At 63.2% G+C, this 21,573-nt stretch carries 20 protein-coding genes; 18 read left to right on the top strand and 2 right to left on the bottom strand.

The annotated features are described in order from the left end of the window. Positions 1-21 precede the first annotated feature (21 nt). The 8 genes from Q0X23_RS05100 (at position 22) to lysX (ending at position 8,559) form a co-directional block, all read left to right on the top strand. On the top strand, positions 22-2,868 hold the full coding sequence (locus Q0X23_RS05100; protein ID WP_297859292.1) for a CHAT domain-containing protein: 2,847 nt from the start codon (positions 22-24) through the stop codon (positions 2,866-2,868). A 333-nt stretch (positions 2,869-3,201) separates the two neighbouring features. Further along, entirely contained in the window at positions 3,202-4,437 is a 1,236-nt protein-coding gene (locus Q0X23_RS05095) for a LeuA family protein (protein ID WP_297859291.1), read from the top strand. 175 nt (positions 4,438-4,612) lie between these two features. Further along, positions 4,613-5,857: a 3-isopropylmalate dehydratase large subunit gene (locus tag Q0X23_RS05090; protein ID WP_297859290.1), complete on the top strand. Its 1,245-nt coding sequence runs from the start codon at positions 4,613-4,615 to the stop codon at positions 5,855-5,857. Positions 5,858-5,871: 14 nt separating this feature from the next. Continuing rightward, positions 5,872-6,426, top strand: coding sequence for a DinB family protein (locus Q0X23_RS05085; protein WP_297859289.1), 555 nt, complete (start codon positions 5,872-5,874; stop codon positions 6,424-6,426). Next, positions 6,426-6,929, top strand: a complete 504-nt coding sequence (locus tag Q0X23_RS05080) for a homoaconitate hydratase (RefSeq protein ID WP_297859288.1) — start codon at positions 6,426-6,428, stop codon at positions 6,927-6,929. Before Q0X23_RS05085 ends, Q0X23_RS05080 begins: the two co-directional genes overlap by 1 nt. Positions 6,930-6,949: 20 nt before the next feature. Further along, positions 6,950-7,270: a paraquat-inducible protein A gene (locus tag Q0X23_RS05075; protein WP_297859287.1), complete on the top strand. Its 321-nt coding sequence runs from the start codon at positions 6,950-6,952 to the stop codon at positions 7,268-7,270. A 59-nt stretch (positions 7,271-7,329) separates the two neighbouring features. Then, the gene (lysW, locus tag Q0X23_RS05070) at positions 7,330-7,494 is read left to right on the top strand and encodes a lysine biosynthesis protein LysW (protein WP_297859286.1); all 165 of its coding nucleotides are present in this window, start codon (positions 7,330-7,332) and stop codon (positions 7,492-7,494) included. A gap of 219 nt (positions 7,495-7,713) precedes the next feature. Continuing rightward, positions 7,714-8,559, top strand: coding sequence for a lysine biosynthesis protein LysX (gene lysX / locus Q0X23_RS05065; RefSeq protein ID WP_297859285.1), 846 nt, complete (start codon positions 7,714-7,716; stop codon positions 8,557-8,559). A 13-nt stretch (positions 8,560-8,572) separates the two neighbouring features. On the opposite strand, the gene Q0X23_RS05060 is transcribed toward lysX, so the two are convergent. Next, a complete protein-coding gene (locus Q0X23_RS05060; RefSeq protein WP_297859284.1) occupies positions 8,573-9,139 on the bottom strand; it encodes a DUF99 family protein in 567 nt (188 codons plus the stop codon). A 36-nt stretch (positions 9,140-9,175) separates the two neighbouring features. Between Q0X23_RS05060 and argC the strand changes: the two genes are divergently transcribed. From argC to Q0X23_RS05030, 6 genes are all read left to right on the top strand, one after another. Further along, positions 9,176-10,216 (top strand): N-acetyl-gamma-glutamyl-phosphate reductase, encoded by a 1,041-nt coding sequence (gene argC / locus Q0X23_RS05055; RefSeq protein WP_297859283.1) that lies wholly within the window; start codon positions 9,176-9,178, stop codon positions 10,214-10,216. A 4-nt stretch (positions 10,217-10,220) separates the two neighbouring features. Next, positions 10,221-10,745, top strand: a complete 525-nt coding sequence (yjjX, locus tag Q0X23_RS05050) for an inosine/xanthosine triphosphatase (protein WP_297859282.1) — start codon at positions 10,221-10,223, stop codon at positions 10,743-10,745. Positions 10,746-10,749: 4 nt separating this feature from the next. Then, positions 10,750-11,193 (top strand): GNAT family N-acetyltransferase, encoded by a 444-nt coding sequence (locus Q0X23_RS05045; protein ID WP_297859281.1) that lies wholly within the window; start codon positions 10,750-10,752, stop codon positions 11,191-11,193. A 21-nt stretch (positions 11,194-11,214) separates the two neighbouring features. Then, positions 11,215-12,024: a [LysW]-aminoadipate kinase gene (locus Q0X23_RS05040; protein WP_297859280.1), complete on the top strand. Its 810-nt coding sequence runs from the start codon at positions 11,215-11,217 to the stop codon at positions 12,022-12,024. Between the two features lie 109 nt (positions 12,025-12,133). Further along, complete coding sequence (locus Q0X23_RS05035; protein WP_297859279.1) at positions 12,134-13,912, top strand: acyl-CoA dehydrogenase; 1,779 nt, start codon at positions 12,134-12,136, stop codon at positions 13,910-13,912. A gap of 222 nt (positions 13,913-14,134) precedes the next feature. Then, entirely contained in the window at positions 14,135-15,565 is a 1,431-nt protein-coding gene (locus Q0X23_RS05030) for a phosphodiester glycosidase family protein (protein WP_297861169.1), read from the top strand. On the opposite strand, the gene Q0X23_RS05025 is transcribed toward Q0X23_RS05030, so the two are convergent. After that, a complete protein-coding gene (locus tag Q0X23_RS05025; protein WP_297859278.1) occupies positions 15,562-15,738 on the bottom strand; it encodes a hypothetical protein in 177 nt (58 codons plus the stop codon). The genes Q0X23_RS05030 and Q0X23_RS05025 overlap by 4 nt on opposite strands. A gap of 210 nt (positions 15,739-15,948) precedes the next feature. Between Q0X23_RS05025 and bshA the strand changes: the two genes are divergently transcribed. From bshA to Q0X23_RS05005, 4 genes are all read left to right on the top strand, one after another. Next, positions 15,949-17,214, top strand: a complete 1,266-nt coding sequence (gene bshA, locus Q0X23_RS05020) for an N-acetyl-alpha-D-glucosaminyl L-malate synthase BshA (protein ID WP_297859277.1) — start codon at positions 15,949-15,951, stop codon at positions 17,212-17,214. Between the two features lie 63 nt (positions 17,215-17,277). Continuing rightward, entirely contained in the window at positions 17,278-17,751 is a 474-nt protein-coding gene (locus Q0X23_RS05015; protein ID WP_297859276.1) for a CYTH domain-containing protein, read from the top strand. Between the two features lie 94 nt (positions 17,752-17,845). Then, positions 17,846-18,841 (top strand): ATP-binding protein, encoded by a 996-nt coding sequence (locus tag Q0X23_RS05010; RefSeq protein WP_297859275.1) that lies wholly within the window; start codon positions 17,846-17,848, stop codon positions 18,839-18,841. A gap of 49 nt (positions 18,842-18,890) precedes the next feature. Then, the gene (locus tag Q0X23_RS05005; protein WP_297859274.1) at positions 18,891-21,566 is read left to right on the top strand and encodes a hypothetical protein; all 2,676 of its coding nucleotides are present in this window, start codon (positions 18,891-18,893) and stop codon (positions 21,564-21,566) included. The last annotated feature ends 7 nt before the right edge of the window (positions 21,567-21,573 follow it).

Raw genomic sequence — 21,573 nt, 5'->3', positions numbered from 1 at the left:
TAAGATTGGGACGTTGCGGCTATGAATACCATTGACCTGGCCCGGTATCTGATGGACGAGCCTGATCCAGCCAAAAGGCAGGCGCGTTTACAGCAGACCATGCCAGCGATTGAATTAATCGAGGTTCTCAAGGCGGAAGTAGACCGTCAAAAAGACGTGGATACCGCCAGGGCCTTGCTGGCAGGGGAACGGGCTGTAGAAGTCGCAGCCCATGTCCACGACGCCAGGGCCCGCCCGCTGGCCCTGTGGGCCTATGCGGTAGGCCTGACGGTACGCGGCAATTTTGCCGAGTCTATCCCCGTCTATGAAGAAGCCCGCAAGGGGCTGCAAAGCCTGGGATACGAGGAAGACGCGACCCGCGCTGGAATGCGGCAGATCCAGGCCCTGGCGGTTATGGGCGACATGAGCGGAGCCCTGGCCCTGGCGGAAAAAACCCGCGAGGCCTTTATGGGGCTGGGGCTGTTTCGCGATGCAGCATTGGTGAGCATCAACATTGGCATCATTCACTACCGCTCAGGGCGGATGCTCGAGGCCGAGAGCGCCATCAAGAATGCGCTGGAACAACTCTCGAGGGTGGGGGATGTGGTAGGCCAGGGTAAGGCCCACGGCAACCTGGCCCTGATTTACGAGGCCCAGGATCGCTACCGCGAGGCGGTGGCCCATTACCAGACCGCCCTGGACATTTTTCGTACCCACAACCTGACCGAAGACTTTATCGGCAACAGCGTGAATCTGGCCCTGCTTTACCGAAAGGAAGGCCGACTGAACCAGGCCCTGGATCTTTTGAGCCGGGTGCGGGCCATGTATGGCAGGCTCAATGGCAACCCCAACGCGGCCTTTGCCCAGCTCGAGGAGGCCCGCATCCACCTCGATCTAAACCTGCTGTCGGAAGCCCGCAAGCTCTCTCAGGAACTGGTGGAGGTTTTTGCGGCGCGGGGTATGCAGATGGAGCAGGCCGAGGCCCTGACCACCCTGGGGGGCGCCCAGGCCAAGCAGGGCAGACTCGAGGAAGCCCGCCAGACCCTGGAACGGGCGCGGGAGGGCTGGTTGTCCCTGCAAAACGCCATCCAGGCGGCACTGGTAGATGTTTCGGTGGCCTCGTTGTTTTTGGAATCGGGCCGCCAGGGCCAGATGGCCGCCCTCGAGCAGGCTGTGCTGATAGCGGGTCGGGCCATTGAGGCCCTGAGCGAGGTGCCCTCAGCCAAGGCCCTGGGCCTGAGCGTGATGGCCGAAGCCCTGCTGGAGCTGGGCAACCGCCCGGAGGCCAAGCGCTGCCTGGAAGAGGCCGCCTCACTGGCCGTGGGGCTGGGCATCCCCGACCTCACCATCCGCATCGAACGCCTGCGCGGTCAGATGGCCCTGCTGGAGAACCGCACCCAGGCCGCCGAACTGCACTTCAAACGCGCCATCGAGCGCCTCGAGGGCGTGCGGGCCAGCCTCAGCGTGGACGAGTTCAAGTCGGCTTACCTGGGCGATAAGCTGGAGGTCTACGGCGACCTGGTGAACTTGCTTCTGGACACAAAGCACTCCCGTGAAGCCTTCGAATATGCCGAACGCGCCAAGTCGCGGGCCCTGGTAGACCTGCTGGCCCGTGGCGGCGAAAGCCCGCGCAGCTCAGCCGACCCCGAGGTTGAACGCTTGCAACAGGAACTCGCCCAGGCGCGCCAGGAGCTCAACCAGCACTTCCTGGCGGTAGAAGCCGAAGCGGCAACGGGAATCCGTGGCAACAACTGGGAAAAAATGGTGGCTCTGGAGGAGCGGGTCACACAGCTCATCCGCGAGCTTGAGCGCCTCCAGCCCGAAATCGTCATGGTCGAACAGGTGCAGGAGCTTCGCCTGCACGAACTGCAGCAAACCTTGGAGCCCGGCACCACCCTGCTCGAGTACTTCCATACCCGCGAGGGTCTGATGGCCTTTGTGGTGGACGGGGGTCGCGTCGAGGCGGTACGGGGGCTGGGCACCCTCGAGCAGGTTCAGCAGCACGTCGAACAGCTCGAGTTCTTTCTCAGCCGGGTCGCTCAAGGCGGCATAATGCTGAAGATATATGGTGAGGAAGCCCTCAAGCGCTCGGTAGACGACCAACTCCATGCCCTTTACCAGCTACTCATCGAACCCCTCCCGCTCCAACTCTCCGGCCAGCCCCTCATTATCGTCCCGCACGGGATACTCCACGCGGTGCCTTTTGCAGCTTTATATGATGGCGAACAATACCTACTCGACCGTGCAGAGCTTTCCCTCTCGCCCAGCGCGGCGGTGTACGCCTTGTGCCGTAAACGTGTTCGGCACGACCCCGGCTCGCTGGTGGCTTTTGGCGTGCCTATCGAAAACATTCCCCAGGCTACCCTCGAAGTGGAACAGATCAGCCAGATTGCCCAGACCCCCCACAAGTTTGTGGGTGAGGCGGCCACACTACAAAACTTCTTTGCGGCCGCACCCCAGGCCGAGGTCTTGCACATCGCCACCCACGGGGCTTTCCGCCCCGACAACCCTATGTTTTCCGGGCTGCGTATGACCGACGGCTGGCTGGCGGCCCGCGATCTCTATAACCTGCGCCTGGGGGCCGAGTTGGTGGTGCTCTCGGCCTGCGAGACGGGTCTGGCCAAGCAAACCAGCGGCGACGAACTGATGGGTCTGGCGCGGGGATTCCTTTATGCAGGTGCGCCCTGCTTGATTGCCAGCTTGTGGCCGGTACGCGACGATGCTACCGCCAGGTTCATGACCACCTTTTATACCAACCTGCGGGCGGGGATGACGGTGGCTACGGCCCTGCGCGAGGCCCAACTGGTGTTGCGCCGGGAGTATCCCAACCCCTACTTCTGGTCGGCGTTTACGGCTACGGGGGATCCGCACCGCACTGTACACATATAGGGCAGTCTGATCCAACCGAATAATACCGGATTTAAAAAGATAGTCATTCAAACAAAAAAATCCAGAGGCTATCTTTTTGAATCCTAGAGCACTCCTTTCAGTCGGGTTAGTTCGTCACTGTTTAGTGACGAACTAACCGAATCTGGTACAAGAGGGCACAAACCTTAAACCACACCAACCTTGACAAGCACGGTATACCACCCGTACACTTCTGCCAGTGATGATCGTAAGTGCAAAAAAACCCAGTGCCGGGGGGCTAGTCTGAGCTAGTCCGCGCAGCTGCGTATCCCGGCCCGCACCTGCTTGCGGGCGATTTTTTTTATGAAGGATGTTATGCCAGAGCCTACCCACTCCCGTATTGAAATCGTGGACACCACCTTCCGCGATGGTCAGCAGTCACCACTTTTGTTCGACACCGAGAAGTACCGCTTTACCCTCGAGGAGAAAAAGCAATTGCTGGTAGGTCTGATTGAGCTGGGCGTGACGCACTTCGAGTTCTTCTCGCCTGTGGTGGGAGAGGCCGAGGCGGAGGACGTGCGCGAGCTCATTGCCCATGCCCGAACGCTCACCGACAAGCCGCTGCGCTTTTTGGGCCACTGCCGTACCAATCCACTGGACATCGAAAAAGCGCTGGAGGCCGGTTGCAACGGGCTGAACCTGTACCTGGGGGTTTCACCCCTGGCCCAGCAGTACAACGCGCAGAAAAGCCTGGAAGAATCGGTGACGCTGGCCCGAGAGGTGATCCGAGCTACCCGCCAGGCCTACCCCGACCTGTATATCCGCTTCAGCGCCGAGGATGCCTTTCGCACCCCGCTCGAGGACGTTTTTTGCCTTTACGATGCGGTGTACCCCTACGTGAATACCCTGGGCATGCCCGATACCGTGGGCATCGCCGAGCCCGAGGATGTGGTGGCCGTAGTTACCCGGTTGCAAGAGCGATATCCCACGGTGAGCCTCGAATGCCACTTCCACAACGACCGGGGCCTGGCCCTGGCGAATGTGAATGCCGCCGTGCGGGCGGGGGTGCGCTACGTGGACGCTTCCATCTGGGGCCTGGCCGAGCGTTCCGGGATTCCCTCGGTTACGGGCGTGCTGTTCAACCTGTCCAAGCGCTACCCCGAAATCGCCTCGCAGTACAACCTCAGCCAGTGCTACCCCTTGAACGTTTTGATGGCCTCGATTCTGGGCACCCTGGTGCCCTATACTGAGCCGGTTTCGCTCACCAACCGCACCCATACGGCCGGGGTGCATCAGAAAGCAGTACTGAACGAGAAAAAAGTTTACGAGGCCCACAGCCTGCACGACTTTGGGGTGGACAAAAATCAGCTTCTCTTGGGCCCGCTTTCAGGCTGGCATCTGATCTACTACTATTTGAAGGAAGTGGAGAACTTTGTAATCAGCAAGGAGCAGGCCAGGCTGATTGCCCAGGAGTTCAAGGCTCGCACCGCCGAGATTGGACGCAGCAAGAAGCCTGAGGAACTTTTGCTCGAGATTGCCGAGGTTCAAGGCCTTTCTCGCCATACCCTGCCCGAGGAAGTGCCCAACGCACGGCTGGAGAACCTGGACTAAGATATGTCAGAGCTTTTGATATTCATCCACCGAGATGCCGATGTGCTTAAGAATTTCGCGCGAGGTTCACGTGGGCAACTCACCGCTACGAATTGGGACGGTGGTTCAGCAAACACAACCACGGTGTGCTGCCGCGTGGTTTCATTCGTATAGAGGCGCCTGATAGGAGGTCGGCGTGTACCTGACTTTAGCTGAAAAAATCCTTTCCAAACGAGCGGGCCGCGCGGTGCGGGCGGGCGAACTGGTGGTGGTGGAGGTAGACCAGGTGATGGTAGTGGACTCCATTGCCGGTAGCTTTTTCAAGCGGCTGGAGCAGCTTGGGGCCACCCCGCGCTTCCCCGAGAAAGTCTCCATCGTGATAGACCACGTGGCCCCGGCGGCCAATGTGGAGGTGGCCAAGGCCCAAAAAGAAATCCGCGAGTGGGGCAACCGCCACGGCTGCCGGGTGTTTGATGTGGGGCGGGGCATCTGCCACCAGGTTCTGGTGGAGGAGCGGCTGGCCCTACCGGGGGGCATTGTGCTGGGCTCGGACTCGCACTCCACCACCTACGGCGGGATTGCCTGCTTTGGCAGCGGGATGGGGGCTACCGACATCGCACTGGCGGCAGCCTCCGGGCGCACCTGGCTGCGGGTGCCCGAGACGGTCAAGGTAACCTTCAGGGGCTCGCTGGCCCCCGGCGCCACGGCCAAGGACGCGGCCCTCGAGATGATCCGCGTCCTCACCGCCGACGGGGCGACCTACATGAGCATCGAGATGCACCTTCTGGACGGGGCCGAATCCCTTTCCCGCAGTCAGCGCCTCACCCTGGCCAACCTGACCGTGGAAGCCGGGGCCAAGTGCGGGCTGGTGGTGCCTAGCGGCGAGATTCTTGAACTCTACGCGGTGCCCGACTGGCTCTACCCCGACAAGGGGGCGGTCTACGCTAAGGAAGTCGAAATTGACCTCACAAGCCTCACCCCCCGCGTCTCGGTGCCCTTTTACGTGGACAACGTGGAAGATGTGGCCAAGGTCAAGGGCAAGAAGGTAGACCAAGTTTTTGTGGGCACCTGTACCAACGGGCGGCTCGACGACCTGCACCAGGTGGCCGAAATTCTGAAGGGCCGCAAGGTGGCGCCGGGGGTTCGCATGCTCATTATTCCGGCTTCCTCGCAGGTGCTCGAGGAGGCCACCGCCGACGGCACTCTGCTCACCCTGTTGCAAGCGGGCGCGACCCTGGGTACTCCTGGCTGCGGGCCCTGTATGGGCCGCCACCAGGGCGTGCTGGCCCCGGGCGAGGTGTGTGTGAGCACTTCCAACCGCAACTTTAGGGGCCGCATGGGGGCGGCGGATGCCGAAATTTATCTGGCTTCGCCCCGGGTGGCAGCGGCTACGGCGGTGGCAGGGTACATCACCACGCCGGAGGAACTGTTGGGGGGTTAGGCTCGGGGGGCAAGATGACCGGCGTTGCAACCGTTTACACTACCCTCGAGCGCTTCCTCGACCACTGGGACGGGGTGCGGATGGTCACGCTGAAGCTGCTCGGCTGCTTCTCAGAAGCGGATTTGCGGCGCACCCTGTGGCCGGGCTCGAGGACGGTGGGGGAGATGTTCCATCACATCGGGGCGCACCAGTTCTATGCGGCTCGGGGTCTGCTTTTGCAACAGTGGGAGCCCAAAGGAACCCTGGAAGAGAGCCCCGACGCCGACTGGGAGCTACACAAGCATCTGACCATCCACAGGCTCGAGACGCTCCACCACTGGCTGGAGGATGTTCAAAAACGGATGCGAACCTGGGCCCTGGAGGCGCCGGCTTCCCGCCTGAGCGACTTCGCTACCGACAACCCCTGGCACGAAGGGATGCGCGGCTGGCTGCTGCTGCAGCACGCCTATCAGGATGAGGTGCACCACCGGGGGCAACTTTACGGGTTGGCCCGGCAGCTTGGGCTGTTAACGCCCGATGTGTTTGCGGTAGACCACCCCGATTACTGGAACGAAAGGAAGTGGAAATAATGCCCAGGGTCTGGAAATTTGGCGACGCCATCAACACCGACGATATCCTTCCCGGCAAGTACGCGCCCTTCATGGTGGGGGAAGACAAGTTTCACACCTATGCCTTTGCCCACTTTCGCCCCGATTTTGCGCCGAACTATCGCCCGGGGGACATCCTGGTCTGTGGCAAAAACACCGGCCTGGGCTCTTCCCGCGAGTACGCCCCAGAGGCCTTGCGCAAACTGGGCCTGAAGGCCATCATTGCCAAGAGCTACGCCCGCATCTTCTACCGCAACCTGGTCAACCTGGGCATCATGCCCTTTGAGGCCCCGGAGGTGGTGAATGCTTTGCAGGACGGCGATGAAGTAGAGCTGGACTTCGAGCAGGGCCTTTTGCGGCGCGGAGCAGAAACCTTCCGACTCAGGCCCCCGCCTGCTTTTTTGCTGGAAGCCCTGAAGGAAGGGAGCATTCTGGAGTACTACCGCAAGTACGGGCGGTTTCCCGGGGAAAGCGCCGAGGGGTAGACTGGTGGGGTTGAGGATTTATGGAAGACCTGGAAGTGATCTGCCCGGTGTGCGGCGAGCCCAACTACCTCGCCAGCGAAGACCTGGAGGAACTGACCCCCGACGACTACTTTGAGTGCGAGTCCTGTGGGGCCTTTTTGCAGATTCTCTCTGCCGATCCCCTCGAGGTGGTGGTCATTGAAGAGGGGGAGGAGGGGCTTTTTGTAGACTGCCCCGAGTGCGGCCTGACCTTTGAAGTGGGGGAAGGCGAGGAAGAGGCAATCTGCCCGGAGTGCGGCCACCGCTTCGCGCCCGACTGGTCGGAACTGGACGAGGACGAAGAAGATGCCGAACGATACTAGGCTGATAGCCGAAAGCCAGGCGCTTTAGGCATAGCAATCAACCAACCCAAGGAGAAACCATGACAGTCGAATGTGTAGAGTGTGGAAGCCCGATTGAACTGGAGAACCCCGAGCTAGGCGAGCTGGTGGTCTGCGATACCTGTGGAGCGGAGCTCGAGGTGGTGGGGTTGGAGCCCCTCAGGCTGCAAGCCGCGCCCGAAGAAGCGGAGGACTGGGGCGAATAGCGCTGCTTTCCAGCGCGTCGCGGGTCTCAGGTCGCATGTCTCTTGCTGTATAGCGCACCTGCGACCTTTGTCTTGCGAAACCGGATTCAAAAAGATAATCATCCAAACCAAAGACCCTCAGAGGCTATCTTTTTGAATCCTAGAGCACTTCCTTCGGTCGGGTTAGTTCGCCGCCATCCGGCGCCGAACTAACCGAATCTGTTATGACTTGAGACTAATATGCTAGCCATTCTCTACGACCGTATCCGCCCCGACGAGGAGATGCTCTTCCGGGCCGCCGAGGGGCTGGGCATTCCCTTCAAGAAAATCTATGCCAAGCAACTGCCCATGCGCTTGGGAGAGCGCCCACCGGAACTCGAGGGCATCACCTGTGCGGTGGAGCGCCTGGTCTCCCAGAGCAAAGGCCTGGCGGTCTCGCGCTACTTAAAAAGCCTGGGGATTCCGGTGGTGAACGCGCCGGAGGTCATCGAGGTTTGTGGTGATAAGTGGGCCACGAGCTGTGCCCTCGAGGCCCACGGGGTGCCCCAGCCCAAAACCGCCCTGGCCACCGAGGCCGAGGAGGCCCTCAAGCTTATCGAAGAAATGGGCTATCCGGTGGTGATGAAGCCGGTGGTGGGAAGCTGGGGCCGCCTGCTCTCGCTCATCCGCGACCGCGACGCCGCCGAAACGGTAATCGAGCACAAGGAGGTGCTGGGGGGCTACCAGCACCAGCTCTACTACGTGCAGGAACTGGTAGAGAAAGGGGGCCGCGACATCCGGGCCTTCGTGGTGGGGGATACCTGCATTGGGGCCATCTACCGCAGCTCGGCCCACTGGATTACCAACACCGCCCGCGGCGGCAAGGCCTCCAGGTGCGAAGTGACCCCTGAGCTGGCCGACCTGGCCGTGCGCGCGGCCAAAGCCGTGGGGGGCGGGGTGGTGGCCATTGATCTCTTCGAGTCGCCCCGGGGCCTGTTGGTGAACGAGGTCAACCACACCATGGAGTTCAAGAACTCGGTAAGCACCACCGGCGTGGACATCCCGGGCAAAATTCTGGAGTATGCCTGGAGTCTGTGGCTTCATTAGAAGTGCCGGTAGCTCAGGGCCGAGCCCGGCTCTGCCCTGTGGCAAGGCCGCCTGCAATCAGGTGGGCGGCCCGCAGGGGCTCGGGGATGCGGGAGTGCACCGCCAGGCGCCGGATAACCTGCTCGGCTTGCTTTACGCTCAGCCCGGCACGTTGCACGTAGACGCCAGCCACGTGCTCGATAGCCCCAGCCTTCTGAATCAGCGCCCATTTCTGCTTGCCACCGCGCACTTTGCGGAGGGCGGCCTCGATGGTGGCAAGATTGGGCTTGCGCCTCGAGACCACCAGCACCGGCAGGCCCAGGTTTTCCGATAAGGCCCGGATATCCACCACGTTGAACCCGCCCAGGGCAATGCCCTGCAGCAGCACCAGTTGCAGGCTGGGGTAGAACTTGGAGTGCTGGATGAGCCCGGTCAGAACGCGGGTGCTGTTGCGTCCGTCCCGCCGAACCTGGCCGCTCAACACCCCTTCCAGCCGCAGCCTGTTGTACACCACCCCCACCACCCGCACGTTGCCCCGGTGTAAGCGCTCGAAGGGAAAGTCGTCAAAGCCGACCACGTAGGAGAATCTGCCGGTTTGCATAGGGGTGCTTATCGGGTATTCTAGACCGTTGATTGTATGAGCGAGAAGAAGACCGTTTCGATTGTGGGCGGCTCCGGCTACGCGGGGGGAGAGTTTTTGCGGCTGGCCCTGGGGCATCCTTTCCTGGAAGTCAAGCAGGTAACCTCGCGCCGGATGGTGGGTGACCCCGTGAGCCTGGTACACCCCAACCTGCGGGGCCGCACCAACCTGAAGTTCGTAGACCCGGCCAGTTTGGAGCCCTGCGATATCCTGGTGCTTTCCATGCCCCACGGCGTCGCGGCCAGGGAGTTCGAGAAGTACGCTGGCCTGGCCCCCATCACCCTCGACCTCTCGGCAGACTTTCGCCTGAAAGATCTGGGTCTGTACAAAAAATTCTACGGCGAAGACCACCCCCGCCCCGACCTTTTGGGCCGCTGGGTGTATGGCAATCCCGAGCTCTACCGCGAAGCCCTCAAAACCGCTAACCACATCGCTTGTTGCGGCTGCAACGCCACCGCCACCCTTCTGGGCCTGTACCCGCTCGTCCAGGAGGGCCTGCTGGTGGATGGACCCATTTTTGCTACCGTCATGATTTCCACCAGTGCGGCGGGGGCCGAGCCCAGCCTGGCCTCGCACCATCCGGAACGCGCGGGCAGCATCCGGGCCTACAAGCCCACCGGGCACCGCCACACCGCCGAAATACGCGAGAACCTGCCGGGCCACCCCCAGGTCCACCTTACCGCCGTGGCCACTGACCGGGTGCGCGGCATCCTGATGACTGCCCAGACCTTTTTGCGTGCGGGCCTCACTGAGAAAGACGTATGGGGCGCCTATCGCAAGGTCTACGGTGCAGAGCCCTTCATTCGCATGGTGAAGCTCAAGAAGGGCATCCACCGCTACCCTGACCCAGGCGTGGTTGAGGGCACCAACTACTGCGATGTGGGCTTCGAACTGGAAGAGGACACCGGGCGGCTGGTGGTGATCTCGGCCATCGACAACCTGGTCAAGGGCACGGCAGGGCACGCCATCCAGAGCCTGAATGTGCGGATGGGCTGGCCTGAGACCACTGGCCTCGAGTTCCCCGGTCTGCATCCCTAGGGCCATGTTAGTCGTCGGCAGTACCAACCCGGCCAAACTCGAGCCCGTTCGTCTGGTGTTTGCAGAGCTTTTCCCTGAGCTTGAAATTCGCGGTGTGGAGGTGCCCAGTGGAGTGCCTGACCAGCCGATTGGCTACGAAGAAACTTTTTTGGGAGCAGAAAACCGAGCCAAAGCGGCCCTGGCCCAGCCGGGAGCAAGCTGGGGGTTGGGGCTGGAAGCTGGGGTGGAATTCAACACCTACGGGAGCTGGCTTTTCAATATTGCAGTGGTGCTGCGGGCCGACGGGCGCAGGGGGATGGCCCGGGGGGGCTCGGTTTTGCTGCCGCCGGTGGTGGGGGAGCGGCTGCGTGGGGGGCAGGAATTGGGCCTGGTGATGGACGACCTGATGGGCCAAAAAGATACCAAAAAGGGCAGTGGGGCGGTTGGTATCCTGACCCTTTCCCGCGTCGAACGGGTGGAGTTTTGGCGGCACACCATAGAGCTGGCCCTACCCCCTTTCTTGCGCCCGGAACTCTATCCGCTAGAGTAGAAAGGTGGAGTGGCAAAAAGGCGAGTACACCATCAGCACCGATTTTGCCAGGCTTGACCTGGCCCTAATGCATCACCATCTTTCCCACGAGGCGTACTGGTCGCCGGGGATTCCCCTGGAAGTGGTGGCCAGAGCCTTCCAGAACTCGCTGGCTTTTGGAATCTACCGGGGCGAGGAACCGATAGGCTGGGCGCGGCTGGTTACCGACCGGGCCACTTTTGCCTATCTGGCCGATGTGTACATGCTGAAAGCCCACCGAGGGGCTGGGCTGGGCAAGTGGCTGATGGAAGTGATCCTGGCCCACCCCGAACTCCAGGGCTTGCGACGCTGGATGCTGGCTACCCGCGACGCCCACAGCCTGTATGCCCGCTTTGGCTTCCGGCCACTGGCGGTTCCTGAGCGCTTCATGGAGCGGCATTTCCCCGATGTGTACAAAAAATCGGTATGATGGCTGGCTAGAGGTTGGCCGATGATTGTGGTAAAGGTAGGGGGTTCGGAAGGCATCAACTACGAGGCCGTGGCCAAGGACGCAGCGCAGCGCTGGAAAGCAGGCCAGAGGCTGATTCTAGTTCACGGCGGCAGCAGCGAGACCAACAAAATCGCCGAGGCGCTGGGCCACCCCCCGCAGTTTTTGACCCACCCGGGCGGCCTGACCAGCCGCCTTACCGACCGCAAGACCCTGGAAATTTTCGAGATGGTTTACTGCGGCCTGGTCAATAAGCGCATCGTAGAGCTGTTGCAGCGGGAGGGCGTGAACGCAGTGGGACTCTCGGGGCTCGATGGCCGCATCTTCGAGGGCAAGCGCAAGGAGGCGGTCAAGTACCTCGAGAACGGCAAAATCAAGGTTCACCGGGGCGACTACACGGGTTCGGTGGAAAAGGTGAACACCGCCTTGCTAAGCCTGCTCCTGGAGGCGGGCTATCTGCCGGTGCTCACCCCGCCAGCGGTGTCCTACCAGGGCGAGGCCATCAACACCGACGGCGACACGGCGGCGGCCATGCTGGCTACGGCGTTCAAAGCCGAAGCCTTGCTGCTTTTGTCCAATATTCCGGGCCTTTTGGCCAACTTTCCGGATGAGTCGAGTCTGATCCGCGAAATTCCCGCGGCCCGGGTGAACGACCCGCAGTACATGAGCGTGGCCCAGGGGCGCATGAAAAAAAAGGTGCTGGGTGCAGTGGAAGCGGTGCAGGGCGGGGTGGGCCGGGTGGTCTTTGGCGATGCCCGAATCGAAAATCCGATTTCAGCTGCCCTGGCGGGGGCCGGTACGGTGGTGCGGTAGACTTCGAACCTGCGTGCTCAACCGCTAATAGAGACCCCCACAGCGCTCGGGGGGTGGGGGTGTGATCTGGGTCAGCGGCCCGGTTGAGGTTGGGTAAAATCGCAGCATTATGGACAAGCTCATCTCCCGGCGCGACCTCGAGTTCCTGCTGTACGAAGTGCTGGAGGTCGAGGCCCTGACCCAACGCGAACGCTACCGCGACCACAGCCGCCAGACCTTCAAGGACATTCTGGATGTGGCCTACAAGATTGCCACCGAACACTTCGCCACCCACAACAAGAAAAACGACCAGCAAGAGCCGTACTTCGATGGCGAAAAAGTCCACACCAACCCCGAGGTCAAGGCGGCCCTCGAGGCCTACCGCCAGGCGGGCCTGTTTGCCGCAACCCACGACTACGAGCTGGGCGGCATCCAACTGCCCTACGTGATCTCCACGGCTTACGGGGCTTTTTTCAAGGCGGCCAACATTGCCACCGCCAGCTTTGCCTTGCTGACGGCGGGCAATGCCAACGTGCTCCGGAAGTATGGCTCGCCTTCCCAACAAAAAAAATACCTGCTGCCCCAACTGGAAGGCCGCTTCTTTGGCACCATGTGCCTCTCCGAGCCCCACGCCGGTTCTTCCCTGACCGATATCCTGACCCGCGCCGAACCCCAGCCCGACGGCACCTACCGGCTCAACGGCTCCAAGATGTGGATTTCCGGGGGCGACCACGAGGTTTCGGAGAACATCGTGCACCTGGTGCTGGCCAAGATTCCCGGCGGGCCTCCAGGGGTTAAGGGGATCTCGCTCTTCATTGTGCCCAAGTACCTGGTGAACGACGGCGGTAGCCTGGGGCGACGCAACGGGGTCAAGGTGGCCGGTCTCAACCACAAGATGGGCTACCGGGGCATTCCCAACTGTTTGCTCAGCCTCGAGGACGCGGTAGGTGAGCTGGTGGGTGCACCGCACCAGGGCCTCTCCTATATGTTCACCATGATGAACGAGGCCCGCATTGGGGTGGGCATGGGGGCCATGGCGCTGGCCTATACGGGTTACCTGCACGCCCTGGAATACGCCCAGGAGCGTACCCAGGGCCGCCGTATGCACGACAAAAACCCGGCCAGCCCGGCCGTGCCCATCATCCAGCACCCCGACGTGCGGCGCATGTTGCTGGCGCAAAAAGCCTACGCCGAAGGCTCGTTGCACCTGTGCTTGTACGCGGCCCGGCTGGTAGATGAAGAGCGCACTGCCCCCACTCCAGAAGCCGCTCAACAGGCGCACCTGCTGCTGGAGGTGCTGACCCCGGTGGTCAAAGGTTGGGTGAGCGAGCTTGGAATTAAAGCCAACGAGCTGGCCATCCAGGTTCATGGGGGCTATGGCTACACCCGCGACTACAACGTGGAGCAGTTCTACCGTGACAACCGGCTGAACGCCATCCATGAGGGTACCAACGGCATCCAGGCCCTCGATCTGCTGGCCCGCAAGGTGGGGATGGAGGGTGGGGCGGGCTTTCGGCTGTGGGCAGGGGCCATTGAAGAGACCATCCGGGCCTGCCAGGCGCACAGCAGCCTGTGCGGGTATGCGCGCGAGCTCGAGCAAGCGCTCAAGACCACCACCGAAGTCACCCAGCATTTGTTGAACAAAGCAGCCCAGGGCGAGGTAGAACGGGCCTTTGCCAACGCATTTGCCTATCTGGAGCTTTTTGGTACCGTGACCCTGGCCTGGCTGTGGCTGCAACAGGCGCAGAAGTCGGTAGGGAAGGAAGGGGCTTTTTACCGGGGGAAGCTGGAAGCTGCCCGCTACTTCTACCACTACGAACTCGACAAGGTGCCCCTGCTGGCAGCCCGGCTTCAGCGGTTGGACGATACTTTTGTGTGTCCAGAACAGGACTGGCTGGTAGAAAGCTGACTCAATTCTGGCCCGTGAGGTTATTGCTGGCTGTACCGCTTTCGTCCGCATCGGACTAAAACTTGGTGGCCAGGATGCTGGCTCTCCTCAACAACGATTGAGCCTTTACCCATTTTTGCAGGTATAGATATGGTTTGGAATAAAACCATGCTGCGCTGGCTGATAATACTGGCTGTGCCCTGGGCAATGGTTTACGCCCAGACCCCCCCAGCGGGAAACCCGATGCTCCCGGCAAACAGGTTGGGGCTCAGTGTCACGCAGGAAAATGGTGCCCTCACCTTTCGCAAAGCTGAGCTAAGTTTTACCTACGTAGAAGGGATTGGCTGGGCCCCCCCGCTGGAGGCCGGCCTTCCCCCGCCCCAGGGGATGCTGTTGCCCATAGAAGTAATCCGCGCGGTGGGCCTGATAACTGCCCCGGAGGCGCGGGTGCGTTTTTCCGCGGACGCCAGCCGCTTGCGCCTGGTGCTGGATCTGCCCGAGGGCGACGCCGTGCTGCCTGCGCCTTCCGACTTAGCACCCTATCCGGGCCGCCTGGAGCTAAGTCTGCCTTACTTTTTGCCGGGCCTCGAGGGCCTGCGGCCTGCGGGGGTGGAGGTATTGGCTAGCTACGAGGTGCAGAGCACCCGCCTGACCCTGCAAGCCCCGCTGGGCCGCCTCTACCGCTATCGCAGCTTTGTGCTTGAGAACCCCCGCCGCTACGTGCTTGATGTGTACTACCTCGAGCCCGAGCGCGAGGAGACCGTAGAGCCCGGTTTCCGTTACCGAGAGCTGTGGGCCTGGACGCCCGAGCCGGTGCGGGTTTACTGGCTTCAGGCCCAGCCGGGGCGCTGGCGCATGGAGCCCGTAGGCCGCCCTGGCGAGCGCCGGGCGCTGCCGGAGATGGCCCCCGGGGCGCTGGCCCTCTTGAACGGGGGCTATTTCGATGGCCGCACCGGCACCCCCATCGGCCTGTGGGTGCGGGGTGGGGTGCCCCTCAGTTTTCCCTACGGGCGCAGTGCCTTGTTCTGGCAGGACAACAATGTATTTGCCGGCCTGCCCCGCTTTACGGCCTCGGTGCAGCTGGCCGATGGGCGCACGTTGCGGGTGGGGCTCAACCTGGCCCGGGCCCGCTACACCGTGCACACCCTGCCGGGGCCGGTGGGGCGGGCGGGCGAGAACATTCACCTGGTGCAGGGCGAACAGATTGTTGCTACCTACCCTGCCCCCTACGAACTCCCCGAGGGCTTCTGGGCGCTGAGCTTCCCGGCCGAAGAGCCCCTGGCCCGCACCGGCGAAACACTTCGGCTTTTGGTGGGCCTCGAGCCGCCCGTGAGCCACGCCCTGGAAGCGGGCCCCCTGCTCATCCAGGGCGGGGTCAATGTTTTTAGCCCCAACGCCGAACCCTTCCGCGACCGCGCCCCGGTGGAGGCAGTGGCAGCGCAGTCGGCGGTGGCCTGGACGCAGGAGGGCGCGCTTTACTTCATCGTGACCGAGCCCATGCGCCCCGAGGCGCTGGCCCGCACTTTGCAGGAACTGGGTTTCTGGGGGGCCATTCGCATGGATGGTGGCGGCTCGGCGCAACTATGGGTGAAAGGACAGCTCAAGAACCCGAACGGGGGCCTGCTGGGGGTTCGCCCGGTGGTGAGTGGGCTGGCCCTGTTTCCCAGACCCTAGCCTGCCAGCCGCCCCGCCTCCCTCGAGCGCAGAGCGTAGAAGACCTTTTTGCTGTGGGTGGCCACAAACAAATACTCTTCGTTTTCGGTACGAGAGACCTGACCTACCTTCTGGCCCTGGGGGTTATAGATGCCAATACAAATCCCCACGTAGTGGCGGTGGGGCTGGCTCATGCGCACCACGTAGCCCCGTTCCTTTAGGTTTTCTTAAGCTGGCTTTTAGCCCGTTTCTCATTTTTATGTTTTAGCCTGGACACGCCCCCAGGAGTCGATCCCAAAATCTGAAGCTGTGCTGACCGGGCACGCTCAGTATGGAAACATGCTTCTGGGCAGAGGCATCGGCCATTGTCGTCCGGATCTCGAGGCCGCACGAAGGGAGGTTGTATGAACATAGCGATTCTTTGCCATGCCAGCGCAGGGGGTTCGGGGGTGGTGGCTACCGAGCTGGCGCTGGCCCTGGCGGGGCTGGGACACCGGGTGCATGTGGTGGCCACCGAGCGGCCCTTTCGCCTGACCGAAGAGAGGCTGAGCCAGCTGGGCCTGAGCAGCAACCTGCTGGGTGCGGGCCCCATCTCGATGGGCCAGGATCCGGTAGGTGGGCTGGGCCGCATATTCCAGGCCTCCAGGCAGAGCGTGGCCCGCTGGCTGGGGTTGCTCAAGCGACCCCTGAGGGCGGGTTCGCTGCATTTTCATCAAATTTTGAGCGCCGATTATCCCCTGTTCCAGGAACCCCTGACCCCGCTCACTGCCGCAAACTCCATCGCTGAGCTCATCGAGCGCTTCAAGATTGAACTGGTGCATGCCCACTACGCCATTCCCCACGCCACCAGCGCCATTCTGGCCCGCGACATGGGGCTGGATATCAAGGTCGTGACCACCCTGCACGGCACCGACGTGACCCTGATCGGGCCTGAACCGGCCTTTGCCAAAACCACCCAGCACGCTGTGCGCACCTCGGACGCGGTGACGGCGGTCTCCCACTCGCTGGCTCACGACACCCACCGCAAACTGGGGGTGGAGCGCGAGATTGAAGTGATCTACAACTGGGTGGATCCCGAGCGCTTCAAGCCCAACCGCGATCCAGCCTACCGGGCCCGTTTTGCCCAGCCGGAAGAGGCCATCGTAATGCACGTTTCGAACTTCCGCGCGGTCAAGCGCCCGCTGGATGCTTTGCGGGTATTTGCCGGCATTGTGGAGCGGATGCCCGCGCGGATGCTCATGATTGGCGAGGGGCCCTTGCGGCAGGAAGCCATCGAGCTGGCCCACGACCTCGAGATAGCCGGACGGGTACAGTTTTTGGAGTCTACCCCCACCATTGAGAAGTTCATGAGCGTGGCCGACCTTTTTTTGCTGCCCTCCGAGCAGGAGTCCTTTGGACTGGTGGCCCTGGAGGCTATGGCCAGTGGCGTGCCGGTGGTGGCGAGCCGGGTGGGGGGGCTACCCGAACTCATTGAGGAGGGCCGAACCGGCTTTTTGCGCCCGATGGGCGATGTGCAGGGGATGCTCGAGGCCAGCCTGGAAATCCTCACGAGCCGCACCCGCCGCCGCAACATGGGCGAGGCCGCCCGCACACGGGCCATCGAGCGTTTCCGGCCCGAGGTGGTGCTGCCCCGGTATCTGGAGGTCTACGAGAAGACCCTCGAGGTTTAAGCGGTGGGAAAATAGCGCGGCTTCCAGCAACAAAGCCTGCGAATTCAGCCCATACAATGGGGTATGGGCTCCGAAACCGAGCGCAAATTCCTGGTTCGCTCTTCAGACTGGAAGCCGGGGGCGGTGGGCGTGCTGTACCGCCAGGGCTATTTGTGCCGCCAGGAGGCCCGCACTGTGCGGGTGCGGATTGCAGGCGATCAGGCTTACCTGACCATCAAGGGCCAGGCCCAGGGGTTAACCCGTCTCGAGTACGAGTACCCCCTCCCGCTGGCCGAGGCCCAGGAACTGCTCGAGCAACTTTGCCTGCGGCCCCTCATCGAGAAAACCCGCTACCGCATCGAATACCGCGGACGGGTCTGGGAGGTAGATGAGTTTGCGGGTGAAAACCTGGGGCTGGTGGTGGCCGAGGTGGAGCTAAAGTCCCCCGACCAACCCCTCGAGCTGCCCGACTGGGTGGGGGAGGAGGTGACCCGCGACCCCCGCTACCTGAACGCCAATCTGGTGGTGCACCCGTTCTCGAGGTGGGGCAAGCCCTAAGGCCACAGGGGATATTTTCTTTAGCGCAAATTTAACCAGGCCCGAATGTTCATTTGCCTACAAAGTTCGCCCCCGCATCCCCCACACTGGGCGCGTGAGCCCTACCGAACTTGCCCAGTACCTTTCGGGTCTAATTGAGCATCGTATACAGATTGCCACCATGCTATGGGGGCCGCCGGGGGTAGGGAAATCCTCCATCGTGGCGCAGACCGCCCGCAAGTATGGGCTTGGCTTTATTGACTTGCGCCTCTCGCAACTGGCCCCCACCGACCTGCGCGGGCTGCCGGTGCCCCTGGACGGGGTTTCACGGTGGTATCCGCCCGAGTTTTTGCCCCGGGAGGGTGAGGGTATTTTGTTCCTGGACGAGCTCAACATGGCCCCCCCGACCATGCAGGGCATGGCCCAGCAGCTCATCCTCGACCGCAAGGTGGGCTCGTATGAGCTGCCGGAGGGCTGGTTTGTCTGGGCGGCGGGCAACCGCAAGGAAGACCGCGCAGCGGTGTTTGATATGCCGGCCCCGCTGGCCAACCGCTTCATTCATCTCGAGGTCGCCCCAAACTACGAGAGCTTCAAGGCCTATGGCTTGCAGGTTGGTATTGACGAGCGCATTCTGGCTTTCCTGGCCTTTCGCCCGGCCCTGTTGCACCAGATGGACGCCAAAAGCCCGGCCTGGCCCAGTCCCCGGAGCTGGGAGATGGCCTCACATTTGCTCAAGGCTGGGCTCGACATCGCCCCGGTGGTGGGCGAGGCTGCTGCTGCCGAACTCGCGGCCTACGAGCAGGTCTACCGGGCGCTGCCCGAGCTGAGCGAAATTCTGCACGGCCAGGCCAGCCCCCCTTTCCCCGAGGAACCCTCGGCCCGCTATGCCCTCACGATGGGGCTGGCCTTTCGCGCCGAAAGCGCCCGCCAGGCCCTGAACGCCTTCCGCTGGATGGTCGAGGTGGCCCCCACAGAATGGGTACAGCTACTGGTGTCCGACCTGTATACGCGGCTAAAGCAGCACGGGGTGGGAGAGTTTGCCCTGCTGATACACGAAGAGCCCCGCCTGCGGGCCTACCTCGAGGATTACCGGGAACTGGTACTGGGCTGAGCGGCGGGGGATAGCCCCGAAGGCCCTGTGGGGTGGAATCGAAGTGCGTATGAAGGCCTTGCTTGAAGAAGCCCAGAACCCCCAGACCCCGCCCGAGCGGCTGCGGGCTCTGGCCGCTCGGCCCGAAGCCGAAATCCGCCGTGCGGTGGCGGCTAACCCCAATACCCCCGAAGCGGTGCTTTGGCGGCTGGCGGTGCACTTTCCCGAAGCAGTGCTGGGCAACCCGGTGCTGGATCTGTTCTTGCTGGTGAATGCCAACTGGCTGGCCGAGCTTCCAGGATATGCCCGTCTGCGCTTGCTGGGCAGCCCCGAGGCTTCCTCGCATTTCCTGCGCTGGGCGGTGCGGGAGGGCGACTATGGTGCTGTGCTCAGCGTGCTGCGCAATCCACAGGCGCCCCTCGAGCTTGTAGAGGCCCTAACCGATCATGCCCTGCCGGGGGTGGCCGAGGCGGCCCGGCTGCACGTGGGCTTCGAAAGCGAGCCCCTGGAGGCGGCCCTGGGTTGGTGCGAAGCGGACATGGACTACCTCGAGCTGCGACAGATGGTGCTGCTGGGCATGACCCCGGCCTGGCTGGCCCCGCGCCTGGCCCTCGAGCCCGACCCCGGCCTGCGCTTAGCCCTCCTGGAACAGGCCGACCTGCCTAAAGCGGTGCTGGAAGCCTTCCTGCTCGATGAAGAGGAGACGGTACGCAAAGCGGCCCGCCAGCATCCGGCTACCCCCCACCAGACCCTGAACTGGGTGGAGCGGCTGGAGGCCGGGCTTCCGGTGGAGATGCCCCTGGAGACCCTGGTTCAGGCCACCCCCTGGGTGCGTGCGCTGGTGGCCCGGCACCCCCAAACCCCGCCCTCGCTACTGGAGCGCCTGACCACCGACGACGACTGGCGGGTGCGCATCGCCGCGGCTGGCAACCCGGGCCTGCCTGTGGCCTGGCTCGAGACGCTGGCCCAGGACGGCGACCGGGAGGTACGACAGGCGGTGGCCGCCAACCCCCGGTGCCCCGCGGGGCTGCTCGAGCGCCTCCTGGCAGATGAATCCGAAGAGGTGCGGCAGGCTGCAGCCCAAAACCCTGCCCTCCCCTCGCAAATGCGCCGGTTCTTAGAGCAGCTTCAATCCCACGACCCCCGGCTCTCGCCCCAGGAACTCCAGCGCCTGGCCGCCTTGGGTGCGCACACCCGGCGGCTAGCCCTGGCCCATCCCCACGCCCCGGTGCAGTTCTTACACCGCTACCACACCGACCCCGACTGGCTCGCCCGTCTGGCAGTGGCCCGCCACCCCCATACCCCTGCCGCCACCCTGGCCGCCATGGCCGCCGATACCGATCCCGACGTGCGACAGGCGGTGGCGGTACACCCCTTTACCCCGCCGGAAAGCCTGCAAGCCCTGGCCCACGACGAGCAGCCCGACGTGCGGGCCCAGGTGGCCCAGAACGCCCAGACCCCCCTGCCGGTGGTTTTACAACTAGCCCAGGACGACCACTGGCGGGTGCGCCAGGCGGTAGCGGCCCGCCCCTCCACCCCTGTCGAGGTACTGTACCAACTGGCCCAGGACCCCGACCGCGACGTACGCCAGGCCGTAGCCGACCACCCCCGGGTGCCGGAAGGGGCCTTGCGTTTGCTTCTTGAAGGTCTGGAACCGCAGGTGGAAATGGGTTTGGTGGAGTTTTTCCGAAGAGCTAAACTCGCAGAGCCCCTGCCGCCAGCACTGCTGGACAGGCTGGCCCAAGGCAACGAGTGGGCCCGACGCCTGGCTGCCCAGCACCCCTTGACCCCTTTTCATACCCAGAGCGTCCTGGCCCAGGATCCCGACTGGCGGGTGCGCCAAGCCCTGGCCTCCAACCCGGGTGTGAACCGCGACCTGCTGTTTTTGCTCTCGCAAGACCCCGATGCCGATGTGCGGCGGGCGGTGCTGATGCACCCGCAGGTGACCGCAGAAATTTTGGGGCGTCTGGCCAACGACGACCCGCAGGACATTCGGCTGCGGGTAGCCGAGCACCCCCTCACCCCCGTGCCCGCCCTGCACAGACTGCTGGCCGACCCCGACGAGCAGGTACGGCAAGCGGCTCAGGCCCACCCCCGTGCCCCGGCCGACCTGGTGGCGCAGTACCGCCGGGCCGAGGCCCTCGATCCGGGCCTGGAAGGCCGGTTCTTGCAGCAACTGGCCCAGCAGGGTGTCTGGGGCCGCACCCTGGCTGCACAAAACCCGGCCACGCCGCCCTCGACTTTGCAAGACCTGCTCTTCGACGGCGAGTGGACGGTGCGGCAGGCGCTGGCCAGGAACCCGGCCCTCGGCCCCGAAATGCTGGCCATTCTGGCCCAGGACGCCGACCGGGATGTGCGCCAGGCCGTGGCCCAGCACCCCCAGACCCCCCAGGCTACCCTGGGTGTTCTGCTGCGGGATACAGACGAAAACGTGCGCCTCGCAGCCCTGCAGAACCCCCACCTCGACCCCCAGACCCTGGCGGTGTACCGCGCCCGGCTGGCGCTGGCCGCCTCGAGGTCGCCCTTTGCTTTGAACCGCGCGGTGGCCCTGGCCGGGCCTCACATCCCTGCGCAGGAGTTATCCAAGGTGCGCCACTGGGCTGCCCCGGAGTGGCTGGTGCGCTACGCGGTGGCCCAGAACCCCAATACGCCCGCCACAGTGCTGGAGCGCTTGGCCCAGGACGGCAACCGACTGGTGCGGAACAGGGCCGTAGAGCGTCTAAGATCGAGGGCTGGCGGTTCATAATCCAGAC

It is taken from the genome of Meiothermus sp., assembly GCF_026004115.1.
Taxonomy (GTDB): Bacteria; Deinococcota; Deinococci; order Deinococcales; family Thermaceae; genus Meiothermus.
Note: the sequence above shows the minus strand (reverse complement) of the source record. Positions and strands in the feature narration are given on the sequence as shown.

Excerpts from the sequence above, each read along its gene's own strand:
- Q0X23_RS05040 (WP_297859280.1), top strand. The coding sequence starts at position 11,215 with ATGATTGTGGTAAAGGTAGGGGGTTCGGAAGGCATCAACTACGAGGCC.
- lysX (WP_297859285.1), top strand. The coding sequence starts at position 7,714 with ATGCTAGCCATTCTCTACGACCGTATCCGCCCCGACGAGGAGATGCTC.
- Q0X23_RS05030 (WP_297861169.1), top strand. The coding sequence starts at position 14,135 with ATGCTCCCGGCAAACAGGTTGGGGCTCAGTGTCACGCAGGAAAATGGT.
- lysW (WP_297859286.1), top strand. The coding sequence starts at position 7,330 with ATGACAGTCGAATGTGTAGAGTGTGGAAGCCCGATTGAACTGGAGAAC.
- argC (WP_297859283.1), top strand. The coding sequence starts at position 9,176 with ATGAGCGAGAAGAAGACCGTTTCGATTGTGGGCGGCTCCGGCTACGCG.
- Q0X23_RS05080 (WP_297859288.1), top strand. The coding sequence starts at position 6,426 with ATGCCCAGGGTCTGGAAATTTGGCGACGCCATCAACACCGACGATATC.
- Q0X23_RS05015 (WP_297859276.1), top strand. The coding sequence starts at position 17,278 with ATGGGCTCCGAAACCGAGCGCAAATTCCTGGTTCGCTCTTCAGACTGG.
- Q0X23_RS05005 (WP_297859274.1), top strand. The coding sequence starts at position 18,891 with ATGAAGGCCTTGCTTGAAGAAGCCCAGAACCCCCAGACCCCGCCCGAG.
- Q0X23_RS05025 (WP_297859278.1), bottom strand. The coding sequence starts at position 15,738 with ATGAGCCAGCCCCACCGCCACTACGTGGGGATTTGTATTGGCATCTAT.
- Q0X23_RS05095 (WP_297859291.1), top strand. The coding sequence starts at position 3,202 with ATGCCAGAGCCTACCCACTCCCGTATTGAAATCGTGGACACCACCTTC.
- yjjX (WP_297859282.1), top strand. The coding sequence starts at position 10,221 with ATGTTAGTCGTCGGCAGTACCAACCCGGCCAAACTCGAGCCCGTTCGT.
- Q0X23_RS05075 (WP_297859287.1), top strand. The coding sequence starts at position 6,950 with ATGGAAGACCTGGAAGTGATCTGCCCGGTGTGCGGCGAGCCCAACTAC.
- Q0X23_RS05035 (WP_297859279.1), top strand. The coding sequence starts at position 12,134 with ATGGACAAGCTCATCTCCCGGCGCGACCTCGAGTTCCTGCTGTACGAA.
- Q0X23_RS05060 (WP_297859284.1), bottom strand. The coding sequence starts at position 9,139 with ATGCAAACCGGCAGATTCTCCTACGTGGTCGGCTTTGACGACTTTCCC.
- bshA (WP_297859277.1), top strand. The coding sequence starts at position 15,949 with ATGAACATAGCGATTCTTTGCCATGCCAGCGCAGGGGGTTCGGGGGTG.
- Q0X23_RS05085 (WP_297859289.1), top strand. The coding sequence starts at position 5,872 with ATGACCGGCGTTGCAACCGTTTACACTACCCTCGAGCGCTTCCTCGAC.
- Q0X23_RS05100 (WP_297859292.1), top strand. The coding sequence starts at position 22 with ATGAATACCATTGACCTGGCCCGGTATCTGATGGACGAGCCTGATCCA.